Origin of the sequence: Helicobacter apodemus (assembly GCF_003097575.1) — a bacterium.
Lineage (GTDB): Bacteria > Campylobacterota > Campylobacteria > Campylobacterales > Helicobacteraceae > Helicobacter_D > Helicobacter_D apodemus.
This window is the reverse complement of record NZ_CP021886.1, coordinates 1,727,201-1,743,185: the sequence shown is the minus strand read 5'-3', so window position 1 is coordinate 1,743,185 and position 15,985 is coordinate 1,727,201. Positions and strand designations below refer to the sequence as shown.

The 15,985-nt window shown below is 33.0% G+C and carries 16 protein-coding genes and 1 other RNA gene; 9 read left to right on the top strand and 8 right to left on the bottom strand.

The genetic code is table 11. The features are described 5' to 3' along the window. Nucleotides 1–118 precede the first annotated feature (118 nt). The 5 genes from CDV25_RS08635 to ssrA form a co-directional block, all read right to left on the bottom strand. Nucleotides 119–751 carry a helicase HerA domain-containing protein gene (locus CDV25_RS08635; RefSeq protein ID WP_239056354.1) on the bottom strand — a complete coding sequence of 211 codons (633 nt, stop codon included), beginning with the start codon at nucleotides 749–751 and terminating at the stop codon, nucleotides 119–121. Further along, complete coding sequence (locus CDV25_RS08630; protein WP_108911590.1) at nucleotides 738–1,382, bottom strand: HD-GYP domain-containing protein; 645 nt, start codon at nucleotides 1,380–1,382, stop codon at nucleotides 738–740. Before CDV25_RS08630 ends, CDV25_RS08635 begins: the two co-directional genes overlap by 14 nt. Before the next feature lie 9 nt (nucleotides 1,383–1,391). Next, nucleotides 1,392–1,913 carry a hypothetical protein gene (locus CDV25_RS08625; protein ID WP_108911589.1) on the bottom strand — a complete coding sequence of 174 codons (522 nt, stop codon included), beginning with the start codon at nucleotides 1,911–1,913 and terminating at the stop codon, nucleotides 1,392–1,394. Nucleotides 1,914–2,151: 238 nt separating this feature from the next. Continuing rightward, complete coding sequence (locus CDV25_RS08620; RefSeq protein ID WP_108911588.1) at nucleotides 2,152–2,448, bottom strand: hypothetical protein; 297 nt, start codon at nucleotides 2,446–2,448, stop codon at nucleotides 2,152–2,154. A gap of 134 nt (nucleotides 2,449–2,582) precedes the next feature. Continuing rightward, nucleotides 2,583–2,949, bottom strand: a transfer-messenger RNA (tmRNA) gene (gene ssrA / locus CDV25_RS08615). A 77-nt stretch (nucleotides 2,950–3,026) separates the two neighbouring features. On the opposite strand from ssrA, the gene panB reads away from it, so the two are divergent. Together panB and ruvB are read left to right on the top strand one after the other, a co-directional pair. Next, nucleotides 3,027–3,833 (top strand): 3-methyl-2-oxobutanoate hydroxymethyltransferase, encoded by an 807-nt coding sequence (gene panB / locus CDV25_RS08610; protein ID WP_108911587.1) that lies wholly within the window; start codon nucleotides 3,027–3,029, stop codon nucleotides 3,831–3,833. Nucleotides 3,834–3,845: 12 nt separating this feature from the next. Then, nucleotides 3,846–4,847, top strand: coding sequence for a Holliday junction branch migration DNA helicase RuvB (gene ruvB, locus CDV25_RS08605; protein WP_034554696.1), 1,002 nt, complete (start codon nucleotides 3,846–3,848; stop codon nucleotides 4,845–4,847). Between the two features lie 193 nt (nucleotides 4,848–5,040). On the opposite strand, the gene CDV25_RS08600 is transcribed toward ruvB, so the two are convergent. After that, nucleotides 5,041–6,462, bottom strand: a complete 1,422-nt coding sequence (locus tag CDV25_RS08600; RefSeq protein WP_034554695.1) for an acetyl-CoA carboxylase subunit A — start codon at nucleotides 6,460–6,462, stop codon at nucleotides 5,041–5,043. A gap of 130 nt (nucleotides 6,463–6,592) precedes the next feature. Here CDV25_RS08600 and CDV25_RS08595 point away from each other — a divergent pair, with 130 nt between their 5' ends. Next, nucleotides 6,593–7,366 carry an undecaprenyl-diphosphate phosphatase gene (locus CDV25_RS08595; protein ID WP_108911586.1) on the top strand — a complete coding sequence of 258 codons (774 nt, stop codon included), beginning with the start codon at nucleotides 6,593–6,595 and terminating at the stop codon, nucleotides 7,364–7,366. On the opposite strand, the gene CDV25_RS08590 is transcribed toward CDV25_RS08595, so the two are convergent. Next, nucleotides 7,343–8,107 carry a ferritin-like domain-containing protein gene (locus CDV25_RS08590; RefSeq protein ID WP_238700785.1) on the bottom strand — a complete coding sequence of 255 codons (765 nt, stop codon included), beginning with the start codon at nucleotides 8,105–8,107 and terminating at the stop codon, nucleotides 7,343–7,345. The two genes, CDV25_RS08595 and CDV25_RS08590, sit on opposite strands and share 24 nt — an antisense overlap. A 205-nt stretch (nucleotides 8,108–8,312) precedes the next feature. Here CDV25_RS08590 and CDV25_RS08585 point away from each other — a divergent pair, with 205 nt between their 5' ends. The 6 genes from CDV25_RS08585 to CDV25_RS08560 are packed head-to-tail and all read left to right on the top strand — an operon-like array spanning nucleotide 8,313 to nucleotide 13,828. Next, nucleotides 8,313–9,713: a M23 family metallopeptidase gene (locus CDV25_RS08585; protein WP_108911585.1), complete on the top strand. Its 1,401-nt coding sequence runs from the start codon at nucleotides 8,313–8,315 to the stop codon at nucleotides 9,711–9,713. An 8-nt stretch (nucleotides 9,714–9,721) separates the two neighbouring features. Then, nucleotides 9,722–10,297, top strand: a complete 576-nt coding sequence (locus CDV25_RS08580; RefSeq protein ID WP_108911584.1) for a septum site-determining protein MinC — start codon at nucleotides 9,722–9,724, stop codon at nucleotides 10,295–10,297. Further along, a complete protein-coding gene (lpxC, locus tag CDV25_RS08575; RefSeq protein ID WP_034554357.1) occupies nucleotides 10,297–11,184 on the top strand; it encodes a UDP-3-O-acyl-N-acetylglucosamine deacetylase in 888 nt (295 codons plus the stop codon). The genes CDV25_RS08580 and lpxC overlap by 1 nt, the downstream gene beginning before the upstream one ends. Then, nucleotides 11,171–11,632 carry a hypothetical protein gene (locus CDV25_RS08570; RefSeq protein WP_239056353.1) on the top strand — a complete coding sequence of 154 codons (462 nt, stop codon included), beginning with the start codon at nucleotides 11,171–11,173 and terminating at the stop codon, nucleotides 11,630–11,632. The genes lpxC and CDV25_RS08570 overlap by 14 nt, the downstream gene beginning before the upstream one ends. A 16-nt stretch (nucleotides 11,633–11,648) precedes the next feature. Next, nucleotides 11,649–13,376, top strand: coding sequence for an ATP-binding protein (locus CDV25_RS08565; protein ID WP_034554359.1), 1,728 nt, complete (start codon nucleotides 11,649–11,651; stop codon nucleotides 13,374–13,376). Nucleotides 13,377–13,429: 53 nt separating this feature from the next. Next, on the top strand, nucleotides 13,430–13,828 hold the full coding sequence (locus CDV25_RS08560; protein WP_239056352.1) for a hypothetical protein: 399 nt from the start codon (nucleotides 13,430–13,432) through the stop codon (nucleotides 13,826–13,828). Between the two features lie 262 nt (nucleotides 13,829–14,090). On the opposite strand, the gene dnaK is transcribed toward CDV25_RS08560, so the two are convergent. Further along, nucleotides 14,091–15,971 carry a molecular chaperone DnaK gene (dnaK, locus tag CDV25_RS08555; RefSeq protein ID WP_108911583.1) on the bottom strand — a complete coding sequence of 627 codons (1,881 nt, stop codon included), beginning with the start codon at nucleotides 15,969–15,971 and terminating at the stop codon, nucleotides 14,091–14,093. Nucleotides 15,972–15,985 lie beyond the last annotated feature (14 nt).

Genomic DNA, 15,985 nt, shown 5'->3' with positions numbered 1-15,985 from the left:
CTAAAAAGTGTTGATGATCCTATGCTTGAATTATCAAAACATAATATAGTTATTTTTTATTTGGATATTGATTTTAATGACTAATAAAATCGCAGAAATTTCAAAATAAAAGCCATTATTAGAGGATTTGCTCTAAGAGGTTTAAAATTCTAATGCTCTCCTTATCATTAAGCAGCAATGGGTCATCATTAACACTTTCTATTAACTCATCTTGTAGGGATTTAATCCCTTTATAATGTGCCCTTTGTGCTATTTCCTCAAAGGTTAGTGGTTCATTGTTATTATTAATCCTGCGTAAAATATTTAAGGCTTTGACAATAGCAGTTGTTGTTTCTTGTGCGACTTTCAAAAAGAATTCATCTTGTGCTGGAACACCACTTACGATATTAGCAATAATTTCCTCATCGATGAAATAATTATTAAGTGGATTAATTTTTAAAGAATACTCAGGGAATATAGAGCTAATAAACATTACATCTTTTTCTCTGCCACATTCTTTAGCAATTTGCACCATTTTAGAAAATAGCGCAATATCTCCTTTGGGGTCAATAATAACAACGCTTTGATTTTTTCTAATATCTTGCTCCATAATCCCTTCTAATAATCTTGTTTTCCCCACTCCTGTTGAACCAAATACAAAGGTATGATTGGGTCTATTATCATCGTCTTGATAAATCTCTATAAAATTATTTTGTTTTTTATCATCTAATAAGAAGCCTTTACCTATTAGGGTTTTTTCATTTTGCTTCATCATAAATCTTTACAAGTTCTTGTTCTATCTCTAGGATTTGGGATTTATTTAAAATAAGCTCATTGCTATAAACAGATAAAGTTTTCTCTAATGCTTCATCAAGGGTATATTTTGGGCGATGAAAACTTAAGCTTATACAATTTTCAAAAACATCTGCGATATTTATAAGTGCAGATTCCATAGGATAGCTTTGTTTAGAAAAATATCCACTAGCATCAGGTTTTTCGTGATGATTTAAAGCATAATTAGAAGCTTTTAATAAACCTTTGTGTTTTAAAAACTCACTAGAAAGAATAGTATGTCTTTTATAGGTTTCAAACTCTTTATCGTTTAAAAATTCAGCTTTAAAAGCTAAATCTTGCATAGATAAAAGGCTAAGGTTTGCGTAATATCCTGCTAAATAAAATTCAGCGTCTATGATTCCTAAAATACCACCAAGCCTTGCACTTATGCTTCCAACTAGATTAAGCTTTTTAGCAATAGAGGGATTAAAATACTCTAAACACTCTATAATAGAGAATAATTCATCATTGTTTCTTTGCATAAATAATGCGTATTGATTCTCTGCTTCTATATCTCTCATAGGCTCTAAATTTGTTTCAACTTCTATTGTAGTCTTTTCTTTTGTCATTGTTGCTCCTTAGTAGTTTTCGTATTCTTTTTTGATTTTGTATTTTTTTGAGCGATTGATAGAGCTTTTAAAGAAAATTGTGAGATAAGGAAATACTGCAAATAGCATCATAGTTAAGATAATTTTTAGAGCTGTATCTCTTAAAGTAGGGATAACATAAACATAATAGTATTTATATAACCCTTCAGTGTTTGTATTTATATCTGTAAAAATATTAACTATCCAAGAAGTATAATCTGCAATTACATATAAAACATTGGGATTTTTTAAAGAATATCCTACAAACCATTGAATGAGAAAATAAAAAAGGATTCCCTTTAGAATAAATGCAAGGATTCTGCCATTTATTAGAGCCAAAATAGCACGCTTTGTCATTGAACCTTGATAATACCTGCCTATGTAAATCATAAAGATTGTAGATAACACAATGGGGCTATAAGAGAGGATTTGCAACAATAAGATATTAGTTGTTACTGCATTTAAAAAATAATATTTAAAGCTTGGATAGATAATTTGTAAAAAACCTAACAATTAAAAATATTTTTAGGTTTGCACTTTTGCTATAGCTTTTTCTTTTTGTATAAGTATTAGATTTAATAGTGATATACTTAATCTAATACTCATCATTAGGAATGTTAAGAGTAAATAAGCATAAAATCGCTTGTAAGTAAAATCATCTAAATGGCATAAAACATACAACGAAAATAGAGAATAAATATAAAGCATTATATTAGCTATATCCGTTATTAAGGTTGGTTCATGCATACAATTACCAGAATTTCCAAGGTCGCCCAGAATAAACAGGATCTTGAGGTCTAGGAGCATTCAAATAAGTTAAATTAGTAATCATTAAGCTTGTTCCAACCCTTATCAACAAGGGGTAGATTCTAGCTTCTTGCATTCCCCCCACAACCTTACTCATCTCCTCATCACTAAGTGCTTTAACCCCTAAAGAGTTTTCATTAAACTTTCCTTGAGTAGCAACAGCAATAAAATCTAATTCTTGTGCAGAAAGTGAGCTTATAAATCCTAAACTTACTAATAAAGTTAAGAATAACTTTTTCACAATACCTCACTTTGTATAATTTAACAATTTTTATCCTAGCAAATTTCATTCCAAGAGAAAAGATTCTTTTAAAATGAAAGAATGTTTTAATTAAGAAATTACAAAAGGTAGCATTAATAAATTAAATAAAGATTTGGTGGAGCTGTGGGGAATCAAACCCCAGTCCAAAAATTAGACCAACACTGCTGGATTACATGCTTTTTAGGGTTTTAATCTTTTTTGTGAAGCAAAACTTCCTAAAATCATTCACAAAGACAGCCAAAACTTCATCTTGCTTTGGCGAGGCAAGATTGCATCTAGCATAAATGATATTTTTGGAAAATAGCTAGAATCTTTACCAAAAATAGCCCCAAAGGTTAAATAAACTTACGCAGCTTTAGCGTAAGCTGGAGCGTAATTTGCGTTATTTGCGTTTATATTTAATGCACGGGTTTTACAACTTCGTGCAAGTTGGCATGCAGCTAGAGCCATCTAAATCCTGTCGAAATTCAAATCAGCCCCTGAAAGTTTAGGGCTTAGATTGTAGCATAAATCTTGCTAAAATATAGTAAAATTTTCTTTATAAATGGAGGTTAGTAATGAGCATTCAAAGTTCTATAAAATCTATAACTATCGCGCAAATTAAAAAAAAGAAAAATCAAGAAAAAATTACAATGATAACCGCTTATGATGCCCTCTTTGCTAAGATTTTTGATGGAGAGGTAGATATGATATTAGTAGGGGATAGTTTGCGTATGAGCTTTTTTGGGGCTTGTGATACCTTAAGTGCGGATTTTGAAAGTATGATTTATCACACACAAGCAGTTTGTAATGGAGCAAAGCAAAGTTTAGTGGTGTGTGATTTACCTTTTGGGGCTTTAGCGAATCCTCAAGAAACTTTAGCTTGGTGTATTGAAATTTATAAAAAAACTAACGCCCAAGCAGTGAAAATTGAAGGGGGTATAGAGGCTAGTGATATAGTTAGGTTTTTGGTAAAAAATGGAATCTCTGTTATGGCTCATATTGGATTGAAGCCCCATTTTGTGAGGTTTGAGGGCGGATATAAGATTCAAGGAAGGGATACAAAGAGTGCAAAAGAGCTATTAGAAACGGCTAAAGTTATGGAAGAATGTGGTGTCTTTAGTATCCTCATAGAGGGGGTTAAGGCTGAAGTGGCAAGGCAAATTACACAAAATGTTGGGATTCCTGTTATTGGAATTGGGAGTGGTAGGGATGTTGATGGACAGGTTTTAGTATGGAGCGATACTTTTGGATTTTTTGAGGATTTTAAACCCAAATTTGTGCGTCAGTATTTAAAAGGGGCAGAACTTGTTAGGAATGCCTTAAAAGAATATGTTAGAGATATTAAGAGCGGAGATTTTCCTAATGATGATGAGAGTTATTAGGAGTTTTTAGAAGTGGAGAGAATTGTTGAAATAGAAAAAATGGCATTAGAGAATGAAGAGGAGGTTAGGCTTCGTCCCTCCACTTGGGATGATTATATTGGTCAAGAAAAATTAAAGAAAAATTTACAAGTTTTTATCAATGCAGCTAAAAAGCGTCAAGAAGTCTTAGATCATATTTTATTATTTGGTCCTCCAGGGCTTGGAAAAACGACTTTAGCACATATTATTAGCAGTGAGATGAATACTTCTATCAAGGTTACCGCAGCCCCTATGATTGAAAAGGCGGGAGATTTAGCCGCAATTTTGACAAATTTAAGTGAGGGTGAGATTTTATTTATTGATGAGATTCATAGGCTCTCTCCAGCCATTGAAGAGATTTTATATCCGGCTATGGAGGATTTTAGGTTAGATATTATTATTGGCAGTGGTCCAGCTGCCCAAACGGTCAAGATTGATTTACCCCATTTTACGCTAATTGGTGCGACAACAAGAGCGGGGATGATTAGTAACCCTTTGCGTGATAGATTTGGTATGCAATTTCGTATGCAATTCTATGAGCAAGAGGAGTTAGCAAAAATTGTTAGTATCGCTTCTATTAAGCTGCAAAAGGAATGTTTAAAAGAGGGTGCTTTAGAGATTGCAAAACGTTCAAGAGGGACTCCTAGAATAGCTTTGAGACTTTTAAAGCGGGTTAGAGATTTTGCAGAAGTAGCAGAAGAGGGGGTTATTACCAAAGAGAGAACTGAATATGCCTTGAATGAATTGGGAGTTAATGAATATGGTTTTGATGAGCTTGATTTACGTTTTTTAAAGATTATTTGTGAGAGTAGGGGGCGTCCTATTGGACTTAGCACCCTAGCAGCAGCAATGAGTGAGGATGAGGGGACGATTGAAGATGTGATTGAGCCTTATTTGCTGATTAATGGGTTTTTAGAACGCACTGCTAGAGGGAGAATTGCGACACAAAAGACTTATGAGCTTTTTACTTTTGCAAGAAGTGATAGTTTATTTTAGTATTGTAATAAGAGGATTTGAGAACTTTATGGTGTTTTTGTTTGCGGATTCTTAAAATCCTCCTATAAGGCATTTGCTTTTAGCTAGAGTTTATGGAATTTTGTATCCCTTGGAATACAAAAAGTGAAGGGTTAAGGCTGTGTAAGAGGAATCTTTAAAGAGCAATCTGTAGTTTAAAGATGAAATGAAAGGATTATTCTTCAAAATTGCTAACTAAAGCAACAGCCATAGCTGCAATTAAATCACTCTCATCAAAACTTTCTTGAGGTAGTAAGTCATTGATTTTTGTTTCTAAATAAGAGGTATCAAAGTTGCCTTTTCTAAAATCCTTATCATTACAAATATTAATAAGAAAAGGAATGGTAGTCTTCACCCCGCGTATTTTAAACTCATTTAAAGCACGATGAAGTTTTTTGATGGCTAAATCATAGGTTCCAGCTTTGACAATGAGCTTTGCCACCATTGAATCATAAAATGGAGGAATAGTAAAATCTTTATAAATATAGCTATCTACGCGGACAAAAGGACCAAGTGAGGGGTAATAAGCAGTAATAGTCCCGGGATTGGGTATAAAATCATTATGCACATCCTCTGCATTAATCCTAGCTTCAATGGCATAGCCTTGAGCGTGAATATCACTTTGTGTTAAATCTAAAATCTCCCCACTTGCGATTCTAATTTGCCTAGCGATTAAATCTAAACCCGTAATTTCCTCTGTTACTCCGTGTTCTACTTGGATTCTTGTATTCATTTCCATAAAATAAAAATCATTGCCATCATCGACTAAAAATTCTACAGTTCCTGCGTTTGTATATTTTGCTGCTTTTGCCGCTGCAACAGCGACACTACCCATTCTACGTCTTAAATCAGAGCTAATAGTTGGACAAGGTGCAATTTCAATGAGTTTTTGATGCCGTCTTTGGATGGAGCAATCCCTTTCTAGAAGATGAATAACATTGCCATAATTATCGGCTAAAATTTGAAATTCGATATGGCGGGGATTTTGGATATATTTCTCCATAAAAACATCGTCATTTTTAAAGAAAGTTAGAGCTTCTCTTTTGCAAGCATTAAAAGAGGCTTCTAATTCTTCTTCCTTCCACACTACGCGTATCCCTCTACCACCTCCACCACTACTTGCTTTAAGAATAATGGGATAGCCAATTTTATTAGCAATTTTATAAATTTCATACATACTTAAAGTATTAAGGGGTTCAGTGCCGGGGACTACAGGAATTCCATTGGCTACCATTAAATTCCTAGCTGCATTTTTATCCCCCATTTTAGCGATAACTTCACTATTTGGACCAATCCATACAAGCCCTGCCTCTTTTACCTTTTTAGCAAAAAGTGCATTTTCGCTTAAAAAGCCATATCCGGGATGGATAGCTTCGGCTTCAAGTGCTTTAGCAGCTTCAATGATTAAATCGGGGTTTAAATAGCCCTTAATAGGATCTTCGCTAATGGCATAAGTATGAGTTGCCATTTTAACATGTAGGCTTTCTCTATCAGCGTGTGAATAAATGGCAATAGATTCAATGCTTAAGTCATTACAGGCACGGATTATCCTTACAGCAATTTCACCACGATTAGCAATTAAGATTCTTTTAAACATAAAGAACTCCCAAATTGAAGTCAATTGCTTATTTTATACTTTATTTTTTTATTCTATGCTTGAATATTTTGTAAAACTTTTTAAATGTGTTAGAATTCTCACATTTTTACACATTTACACAAGGTAGAAAATGGATTTTATTAATGCTGTAATTTTAGGAATAATAGAGGGGCTAACAGAGTTTTTACCTATTTCATCAACAGGGCATTTAATCTTGACTTCAAAGTTATTGGGAATCCCTGAAGATTCTTTTCATCGGGTTTTTGAAATTGTTATTCAATTGGGTTCTATTTTAGCCGTTGTTTTTGTTTTTTGGGAAAAGCTTTATAAGAATAGTTTGGATTTATGGCTGAAATTGATAATAGGTTTTTTACCTGCTGGGATTTTGGGTTTTCTCTTCTATAATGTTATTAAATCCCTTTTTAATCCCCTAATAGTTGCTATTATGTTAATTATAGGAGGAATTGTCTTTATCGTAGTGGAGATTTTTTATAAAGAAAAAGAGCATTATATTCAAGCAATCTCGCAAATTTCTTATAAACAAGCTTTATGGATTGGGTGTTTTCAAGCTTTAGCATTGATACCTGGAACTTCAAGGAGTGGGGCTACTATTATTGGTGGGTTGCTCCTAGGTTGTAATCGGAGAGTAACTACAGAATTTTCGTTTTTACTAGCACTTCCTGCTATGATGGCTGCAAGTGGTTATAGTTTATATAAAAATTATGAGTTTTTGAATAAGGATAATTTGTTATTGCTTCTTATTGGGTTTGTTGTAGCCTTTTTTGCCGCTTTAATAGCGGTGAAGCTTTTTTTGGGATTTATTGCCCATTTTAACTTTATCCCTTTTGGAATCTATAGGATTCTTTTGGGTGTGGCATGTTTATTTTATCTGGATATTTTTTAAGTGATTTTGCTCTAAATATTCTATTTCTTCTTGTGTGAATCCTGCTTTAAGACGTGCTTTAGCATTTAATAGGGAATTTGCTTTAGGGAAAGAAAAATGATGCTTTTGCAAAATATCAAAATATGTTTTAGAATGTTCCTTAATCGGGATTTTTTCTACATTGCAACAATAATGAAACCATTTGTCTCCTTTAGATACATGGGAGATTTCTTCTTTTAAAAGAGTGTTTAAAACTTTTAATAATTCCTCTTTAATGGGGTGTTTGCTAGCATTAACTTTTGCACAAAGAAAAGGATTAACATCTAATCCAATGGCTTCCATACCTCTAGGAATTATAGCTATTCTATCAAGCAAGATATTACAATTTTGCATACAATCAAAGAGTGTGGTATGCACTCCAAAATCTCCATATTGATACCCTAAGAGATTTAAAAGGTGTTGTAATGCTAAGAAATGTTGCACTTCTTCTTTAGCAACCTCTATCCAATCAAAATAATATTGTAAGGGTAAATTTCTAAAACGATACGCACAATCAAGGGCTAAATCAATAGCACAAAATTCAATGTGTGCAATAGAGTGTAAAAGATGTGCAAAATTTAAATCTGTTTTTAAAACTTTTCCTTGCGGGACTTTATGTTTTGGGAGAATAGTGCAAAAGTTCGCAAAAGTGGGCTTTTGAAGCAGTAAGATGGGTTCATCGACAAATTTTAGTGAATAAAAATGCGTGTAAATATCTTGCACAAGAACACATTTTTCTTCAGCACTTGTTGCTTTTAGGGCTTGATAGAGGAGAGTAAAAAAATTAATGATAAGACCTTTTTAATGAATTTTGCTAAAATTATTGTAAGAGTGAAACCCTGAATTAACGAAAAATCCATATAAATTATACCCAAAAGTTAGGTATTTGAGCTATAATTCCTCGAAATGATTAAAATTAGGAATGACTATGGAAGTGCAATCAAAAAGTGGTTTTGTAAAAATTATCGGATTAATCCTTATTATCTTCTTTTTAGGAGGAGGGCTTTTTATACTTTCTTCTAAGGATTTTGAAAGAAATAAACCAGTGGTTAAAACCTCCTTAAACCCTAGCTGGAATCTCAATGGAGATTTTTTTATTTATTTAAAGGATGATACGGGTATTAAGGATCATAAAGTATCTTATGAAATAGATTCAAAAAAACATTTTTTGTTAGCTAAAATGGCTTCTCTAAGCGAATGTTCTTTTGTGGATCAAGAAGTAGAGAATGGCATTTGTCTTGCTATAGAGAAGCCAAATATTTCTACAAAAGATATTCAATCTTTAAATCTTATTGTTGAAGTAACTGATAAGAGCAAATGGAACTTTTTTAGTGGCAATAAAACTTTAGAGAATATTCCTATTTTAATAGATACTAAAAAGCCACAATTAGCGGTTGTATCCAATTCTTATAGGATTACACAAGGTGGGAGTGCTTTAGTGATTTTTAGGGCTGAAGATGAGAATTTAGACAAAATTAGAATCTCTAATGGCGAAAATGAATTCATTCCGCAACCATTTTACAAACAGGGGTATTATATTTCTTTATTGGCTTGGCCTAAAAATAATCCAACTTTTAATGCAAAGATTTATGCTAGTGATACAGCAGGTAATGTAAGTATTGCTTCTATTAATTTTTTTGCAGTTAAAAAAGAATATAAAAAAACTACTATTTCCTTAACCGATTCTTTTATTGATGGCAAAATTTCAAGTTTAGTAGAGGAGATAGGAGAGAGGACTTTAGCGAGTTTTGTTGATAAAGTTTCTATTTTTAAATATATTAATGAGGATATAAGGAGCTATAGCGAAAAATATATTATGCAAGCGGCGACTAATTTTCCTTTAGAAAAAATAGAAGATTTTCAAATCTATGCTTTCTCTCCCCTTAAAAATGCTGCAGTAATGGCTAGTTTTGGGGATCATCGCACTTTTGTTTATCAAGGGGAAGTCGTGAGTTATTCTCACCATATGGGTTTAGATTTAGCAAGTGTTAAACAAGCCCCTATAATTTCAAGTAATCAAGGCGAGGTTGTCCTTGATGCCTTTGTTGGGATTGATGGAAATACTTTAGTGCTTTATCATGGTCTTGGGTTGTCCTCTATTTATGCACATTTAACAAAGTCCTTAGTAGGAATTGGTGATAGGGTAGAGAGAGGAGCTATTATAGGCAATACAGGTAGCACAGGTTTATCATTAGGCGATCATTTGCATTTTGGAGTTTTAGTGCAGGGGCATGAAGTATGGATAGCTGAATGGATGGATTCAAAATGGATTGAAAATAATATTACAAAAGTTATTGCTGAAGCTAAAGGGATTATTAACAATTTATAGGAATAATGATGCTCCAAATAAGACAAAAGAATTTAAAGGTTTTTGTGTGCTCACAAGGAGAAGATAAGGAAATTATGGAGTATTTAAATAAAAATTCTATTTTTTTGCAGGGTTTTTTGTTGGTCTTTACTTACATTTTAAGTGAAGAATTAAGGAAATTCCTATGTTCTAAAGAAATTAATTTCTTTGAACAATCTTATAAAAAAGGCTTAAATTTAAGGGATTCAAAAAGTAATAAAGAACTCTCTAAAATAGAAAGAGTAGAAAAAACCTCTTCACAAAAAGAAGTCAATACGCTTGTTATTCACCGAACTATACGAAGTGGAGAGGAGGTTAGGAATGAGGGTGATATTACTATTTTTGGACGCATTAATAGTGGTGCCTTGATACAATCTCAAGGGAATATTCAAGCCTTTGGGGAAGTTAATGGAGATATTTCTTGTAATGGAGAGTATCTTATTGTTACCTCACTTAAGCAAGGAAATATCGTCTTTGGTGGCGAGGTTATTGAAAAACAAAAATTCAGTGATGGAGCTAAAAAAATTTATAAGAAGAATAATGAAATTATAATAGAGGATTTGTAATGAGAGAGCAAACACTTAAAAAAGCGGTGGAAGTTGTTGGCATTGGTTTGCATAAGGGTGTGCCTGTGAAGATGCGTTTAGAGCCACTTCCAGAAAATAGCGGAATTCACTTTTTTCGTAATGATGTGGGTGTTAATATCCCTTTAAAGCCAGAGAGTGTAGTAGATACAACTATGGCAACAGTGATCGCCAAAGATGGATATAGGGTTTCTACTATTGAGCATTTGCTCTCTGCGGTGCATTCTTATGGGATTGATAATTTAAGGATTGTTTTAGATAATGAAGAAGTACCTATTATGGATGGTAGCAGTATTGGTTATTGCATGCTTTTAGAAGAAGCAGGGATAGAGCAACAAAATTCTAATAAAAAGATTCTAAGAATCAAAAAACCTATTGAGGTTAAAGATAATGATAAATTTGTCCGCTTAGAGCCTAATAAAGAATGTATTTTTGACTTTTCTATTCATTTTCCACATCCCGCTATTGGGACACAAAAATATAAATTTCATTTTTCTACAAAAAACTATAAAGAAGAGATTGCAAGAGCTAGGACTTTTGGATTTTTAAAAGAAGTTCAGTATTTACGCTCTAAAGGTTTAGCATTGGGAGGGTCTTTGGATAATGCTATTGTGCTTAATGAGAATGGAATATTAAATCAGGGGGGGTTGCGTTATAAAGAAGAGTTTGTTCGCCATAAGATTTTAGATGCTATTGGGGATATGTCCTTGCTTGGAATCCCTCTTTTGGGGGCTTATATTTCTTATGCGGGGAGCCATAAACTTAATCATCTCCTCACGAAAAAGCTCCTTAGCGAGGATAAGTCTTATGAAATTATGGAATTAGGCGATATTGAACAAACTTATGATTATGCTTATGAAAGAATATAATCTCTTAGTTTTTTCTACTAGTAAGCCTCTAAAAATAGGGGTTTATGATAAACAGAGGTTCTTAGAATCTTTTCAAATGGAAGGGCAATTAAGTGATTGTCTTTTGCCTTTGTTTGTCAAAGTATGTGATAAATACCCAAAAATCCAAACACTTTTTTTCATTAATGGTCCTGGAAGTTTTATGGCATTAAAATTGGTTTATATTTTTGCTAAAACTTTAGCGATGACTAAAGGGGTAGAGATTTTAGCGGCAAGCGGATTTGATTTTAATGGAAATTCTCCTATTAGGGCTTATGGAAAGAGTTATTTTGTCCGTAAAAATGGTGAAATTTTTTTGGAAAATTTTGAAGAGCTAAGGGAAGAGGCAGAATATACCTTTCCTCAAATATTAAATAGCGACTACTTTAGTCAATCTATTAAGCCCTTATACCTATTGCCTGCATTTTAAACACAAGGAAAACTTGATGAAGCCTTTACTCAATTTTATGCAAACTGAGCCTATTACTAAAAGCACATTATTCCCCTATTTAAAATGCTCCAAAGAGGAGGTAGAAATTTTGCGTTATATGTGTGGTGAGGTTTTAAAGGGTAATGATGAGATTTTATGTATTGATATGATTAATTTTCTTTTTGCACCTAAAGAATATGAAATTCTTAAATACTTGCCTTATTTTAAAAATCTTTTAGAATTAGGATGGATTACGCAAAATAATTTTTTAAAAAGTGCTGGGGCAGAGATTATTTTATTAGAGCTTATTAATGTAAGCTTTTCTTTGAGTTCAAATTTTTTGAAAATTTTAGAAGGAGGTAGTATTAATCCAAAATTGCCCCAAAGTATCCCTTATGCTAATCATTTAGAATACCTAAAAGACCAATTTTTACTCATTCAAGTTTTATGGGGATTAATGCCTTTAAAAAACGACAAAAAACCCTCACCTTTATTAAATAAAATGTTACAAAAGTCGCAATTACTACAACAAAGGATAGAATTAAGGGTAAAAATCACTAAAGAAAAATTACCCTTAGAGGAGCTTTTTAGGGAAAATAATTTTAATAAAGAAGAAAAAATATTATTTTTAGCATTGCTAAAAGAGGAATATTCCGGAAAAGAAACAGAGGTTAGGGATTTAAACTCTTTAATTAATTTGGTAAGCATTAATGATTATGAAAGGATAAAGAATCGCTCTTTATTAGATGATGGGAGTAAGCTAGTCCAAAAGGGTTTTATTGATTATGATGAGATTTTTAATCCCTTTGGGGGAGTATCTCGTACATTTTTTATCCCCGATGGTATTTTAAAAAAAATCACACATATACAAGCTGATACCAAAAAACAAAGGATTAGTTTAGAATCTTTAGTTAAAGAGCAGGAGATTTTTGAATATTTAAAACCTAAAATCTCACTTAATAAAGTCGTATTAAACCAAGAGACTAGAGACACTTTAGAGGTTTTGTTAAAGCAAGTTAATATAGAAGTTTTAAAACTTCTAAAACAATGGGGGATTAAGGAAAAAAGTCGCGGTATTGAAGCAAAAATCATTTTTTATGGACCCGCAGGGACAGGAAAAACTCTCACTGCTCTAGCACTTGCCAAGTCGTTTAAAAAACCTGTGTTGAGCTTTGATTGTTCGAAGATTTTATCAATGTATGTAGGGGAGAGCGAAAAAAATGTTCGTAAGATTTTTGAAACTTATCAAGATATTTGCCTAAAGAGTAAATTATCACCAGTTTTATTGCTAAATGAGGCTGACCAGTTTTTAAGCACTAGGACAACTTCAAGCGGGGGTGGAGCGGAGAAAATGCATAACCAAATGCAAAACATTTTTTTAGAACAAATTGAACATTTTGATGGGATTTTAATCGCTACTACCAATCTTTTAGAAACCATTGATACAGCATTTTCTAGACGCTTTAATTATAAGATTGCTTTCAAAAAGCCTAATTTTGAAGAGAGGGTATTATTATGGGAGAGGCTTTTGCCTAAAAATGCACCTTTTGAAAAAGACTTTAATGCCAAAAAATTAGCGGAATTTGCACTTACTGGAGGACAGATTGCTTTGGTGGTTAAAAATACCGCTTATAATGTTGCAAGTTCCAAAAAGCCACTTTTTACTATAGAGAGTTTTATCACAGAGATTAAAAGAGAGATGAATAGTAATTTTGATAGCCAAAGGGAGATGGGGTTTAGATAGGTAGCTTATCACTAAAAATATCCGTTTTTAAGCAAATATTAAGCGAGGGGATAATGCCTTTACATATAAAGCAGTTAATGGTAAGTACTAATGAACTTAAGCTAGATTTAGCGACTTATTTAGCACAAAGTGGATATATAAAAGTAGAAAATAGTCTCCCAGATATTAGTGGTGCTTTTTATATCTCTGTTTTTATGCCTGATAAAAAAGAAGTCATTGCGCAAATTTACAAACAAAATAATTTCTATTTATTCTTAGTGACTAAAAATGTCTATTGGGGTGGTAGAGCTTCTCAAGTCTATTTACCCGATGATAGTATTTATGTTGGTAACACTTTTTATATTATTAATAATAGATTCCGAAATTTTTCTTTTCAACCCACACATTATTTGGATTTTAAGCAGATTTATGAACAAATTGTCAATTTGCGATTTTTACAAAAAACAATATGAAAAACTCTTATCTCCTCTTAATATCGAGGTAGAATATATCTATTGGTTAAATACTTCCTTTGAAAGGACAGAGTTTAGAGATATTTTTGAGTATATTGCTAGTGTGGATTGTAAATATTATTTTGGATTTATTCCACCTCAAGATTTGGGCTTACCGTCAATACAAATAATTCCTGCTGACGATTCCCTTATAGGTCAATAAGCCATTTTATGGATTGTTAGAATAGATAGTTACTAAGAATCTTTTGTTTCTTTGCAGGGTTTATTCAACCTCTGCATCAATTACATCGTCATCTTTTTTCTTGTTATTTTGCGGGTTAGCTTGTTGATTGAGATTATCTTTTTGATACATAGCTTCAGCAAGTTTGTGGCTTACTTCAGTAAGCTCTTTGATTTTTGCTTCAATTTCTGCTTTTGTGGCATTATCATTTTTCAATGTTTCTTGTAATGCACTAATGGCATTTTGTATTTTTTCTGCTTCTGCAGTATCAATTTTATCTTTCATCTCATCAAGACTTTTTTGTGTTTGATAAACTAGGCTATCGGCTTGATTCCTAATTTCAATCACTTCTTTTTTTCTTTGGTCATCTTCTTTATTTAATTCAGCGTCTTTAACCATTTTTTCTATTTCACTATCAGATAATCCGCTAGAGCCTGTGATTTTAATTTCTTGAGCCTTTCCGGTTGCTTTGTCTTTAGCCGATACGGTTAAAATACCATTAGCGTCAATATCAAAAGTTACTTCAATTTGTGGCACACCTCTAGGGGCTGCTGGAATTCCGCTTAATTCAAAATTCCCTAATACTTTATTATCTCTTGCTAATTCCCTCTCTCCTTGTAAGACTTGGATAGTAACAGCTGGTTGATTATCTTCAGCAGTTGAGAATACTTGGTTTTTCTTAACAGGGATGGTTGTGCCTCTTTCAATGATTTTTGTCATCACTCCGCCTAAAGTTTCTATGCCTAAACTAAGAGGGGTAACATCAAGTAAGAGAACATCTTTAACATCACCTTTTAAAACACCTCCTTGAATAGCCGCACCAATGGCTACGACTTCATCAGGATTCACAGATTTATTAAGCTCCTTGCCAATAAAGTCTTTAACTCTATCTTGCACCTTTGGAATCCTTGTAGAACCTCCTACCATAACGACTTCTGCAATATCACCTTTGCTTAAATCCGCATCTTTTATTACATCACCAATTTTGTTGATGGTTTGGTCAATATAGCCCTCAATAAGGGATTCAAATTTCGCACGACTAAGTTTTTTGACTAAATGTTTAGGTCCGCTAGAATCTGCGGTGATAAAAGGGAGATTAATTTCGCTCTCTTGAGCACTACTTAATTCTTTTTTGGCATTTTCAGCGGCTTCTTTTAATCTCTGTAATGCCATAACATCATTTTTGAGATTAATCCCATTTTCGCTTTCAAACTCACTTGCAGCCCAATCAATGATACAATTATCAAAATCATCACCACCTAAGAAGGCATCTCCGCCTGTTGCTAAGACTTCTACTACATTATCCCCAGTTTCTAGCACTGTAACATCAAAAGTCCCACCACCTAAGTCATAAACTACAATTTTTTCGGAATGTTTTTTATCAAGCCCATAAGCAAGAGCTGCAGAAGTTGGTTCATTGATGATTCTTAAAACATTTAATCCCGCAATCGTTCCAGCTTCTTTGGTAGCTTTTCGTTGTGCGTCATTGAAATATGCAGGCACAGTAATAACAGCCTCTGTAATTTCTTCTCCTAGATAACTTTCTGCATCAGCTTTTAATTTCATTAAAATTTTTGCAGAAATTTCTTGAGGTGTATAAACTTTCCCCGCAATTTCAATCGCACAAGCACCATTTCTATCTACGACTTTATAAGGAAGTCTCTTTTTGGCTTCTTGTGCTTTTTCTTCATTACTCATAAGCCCCATAATTCTTTTGATAGAATAAATAGTCTTTTCCGGATTGGTGATAGCTTGTCTTTTAGCGGGATCTCCTACTAGAATCTCTCCTTTATCGGTAAAAGCCACTACCGATGGAGTAGTGTTTTTTCCCTCTTTGTTAGCAATAATCTTTGATTCATTGCCTTCAAAAACCGCCATCGCTGAATTAGTTGTTCCTAAGTCTATTCCTAATACTTTTGCCATAATATATCCTTTCT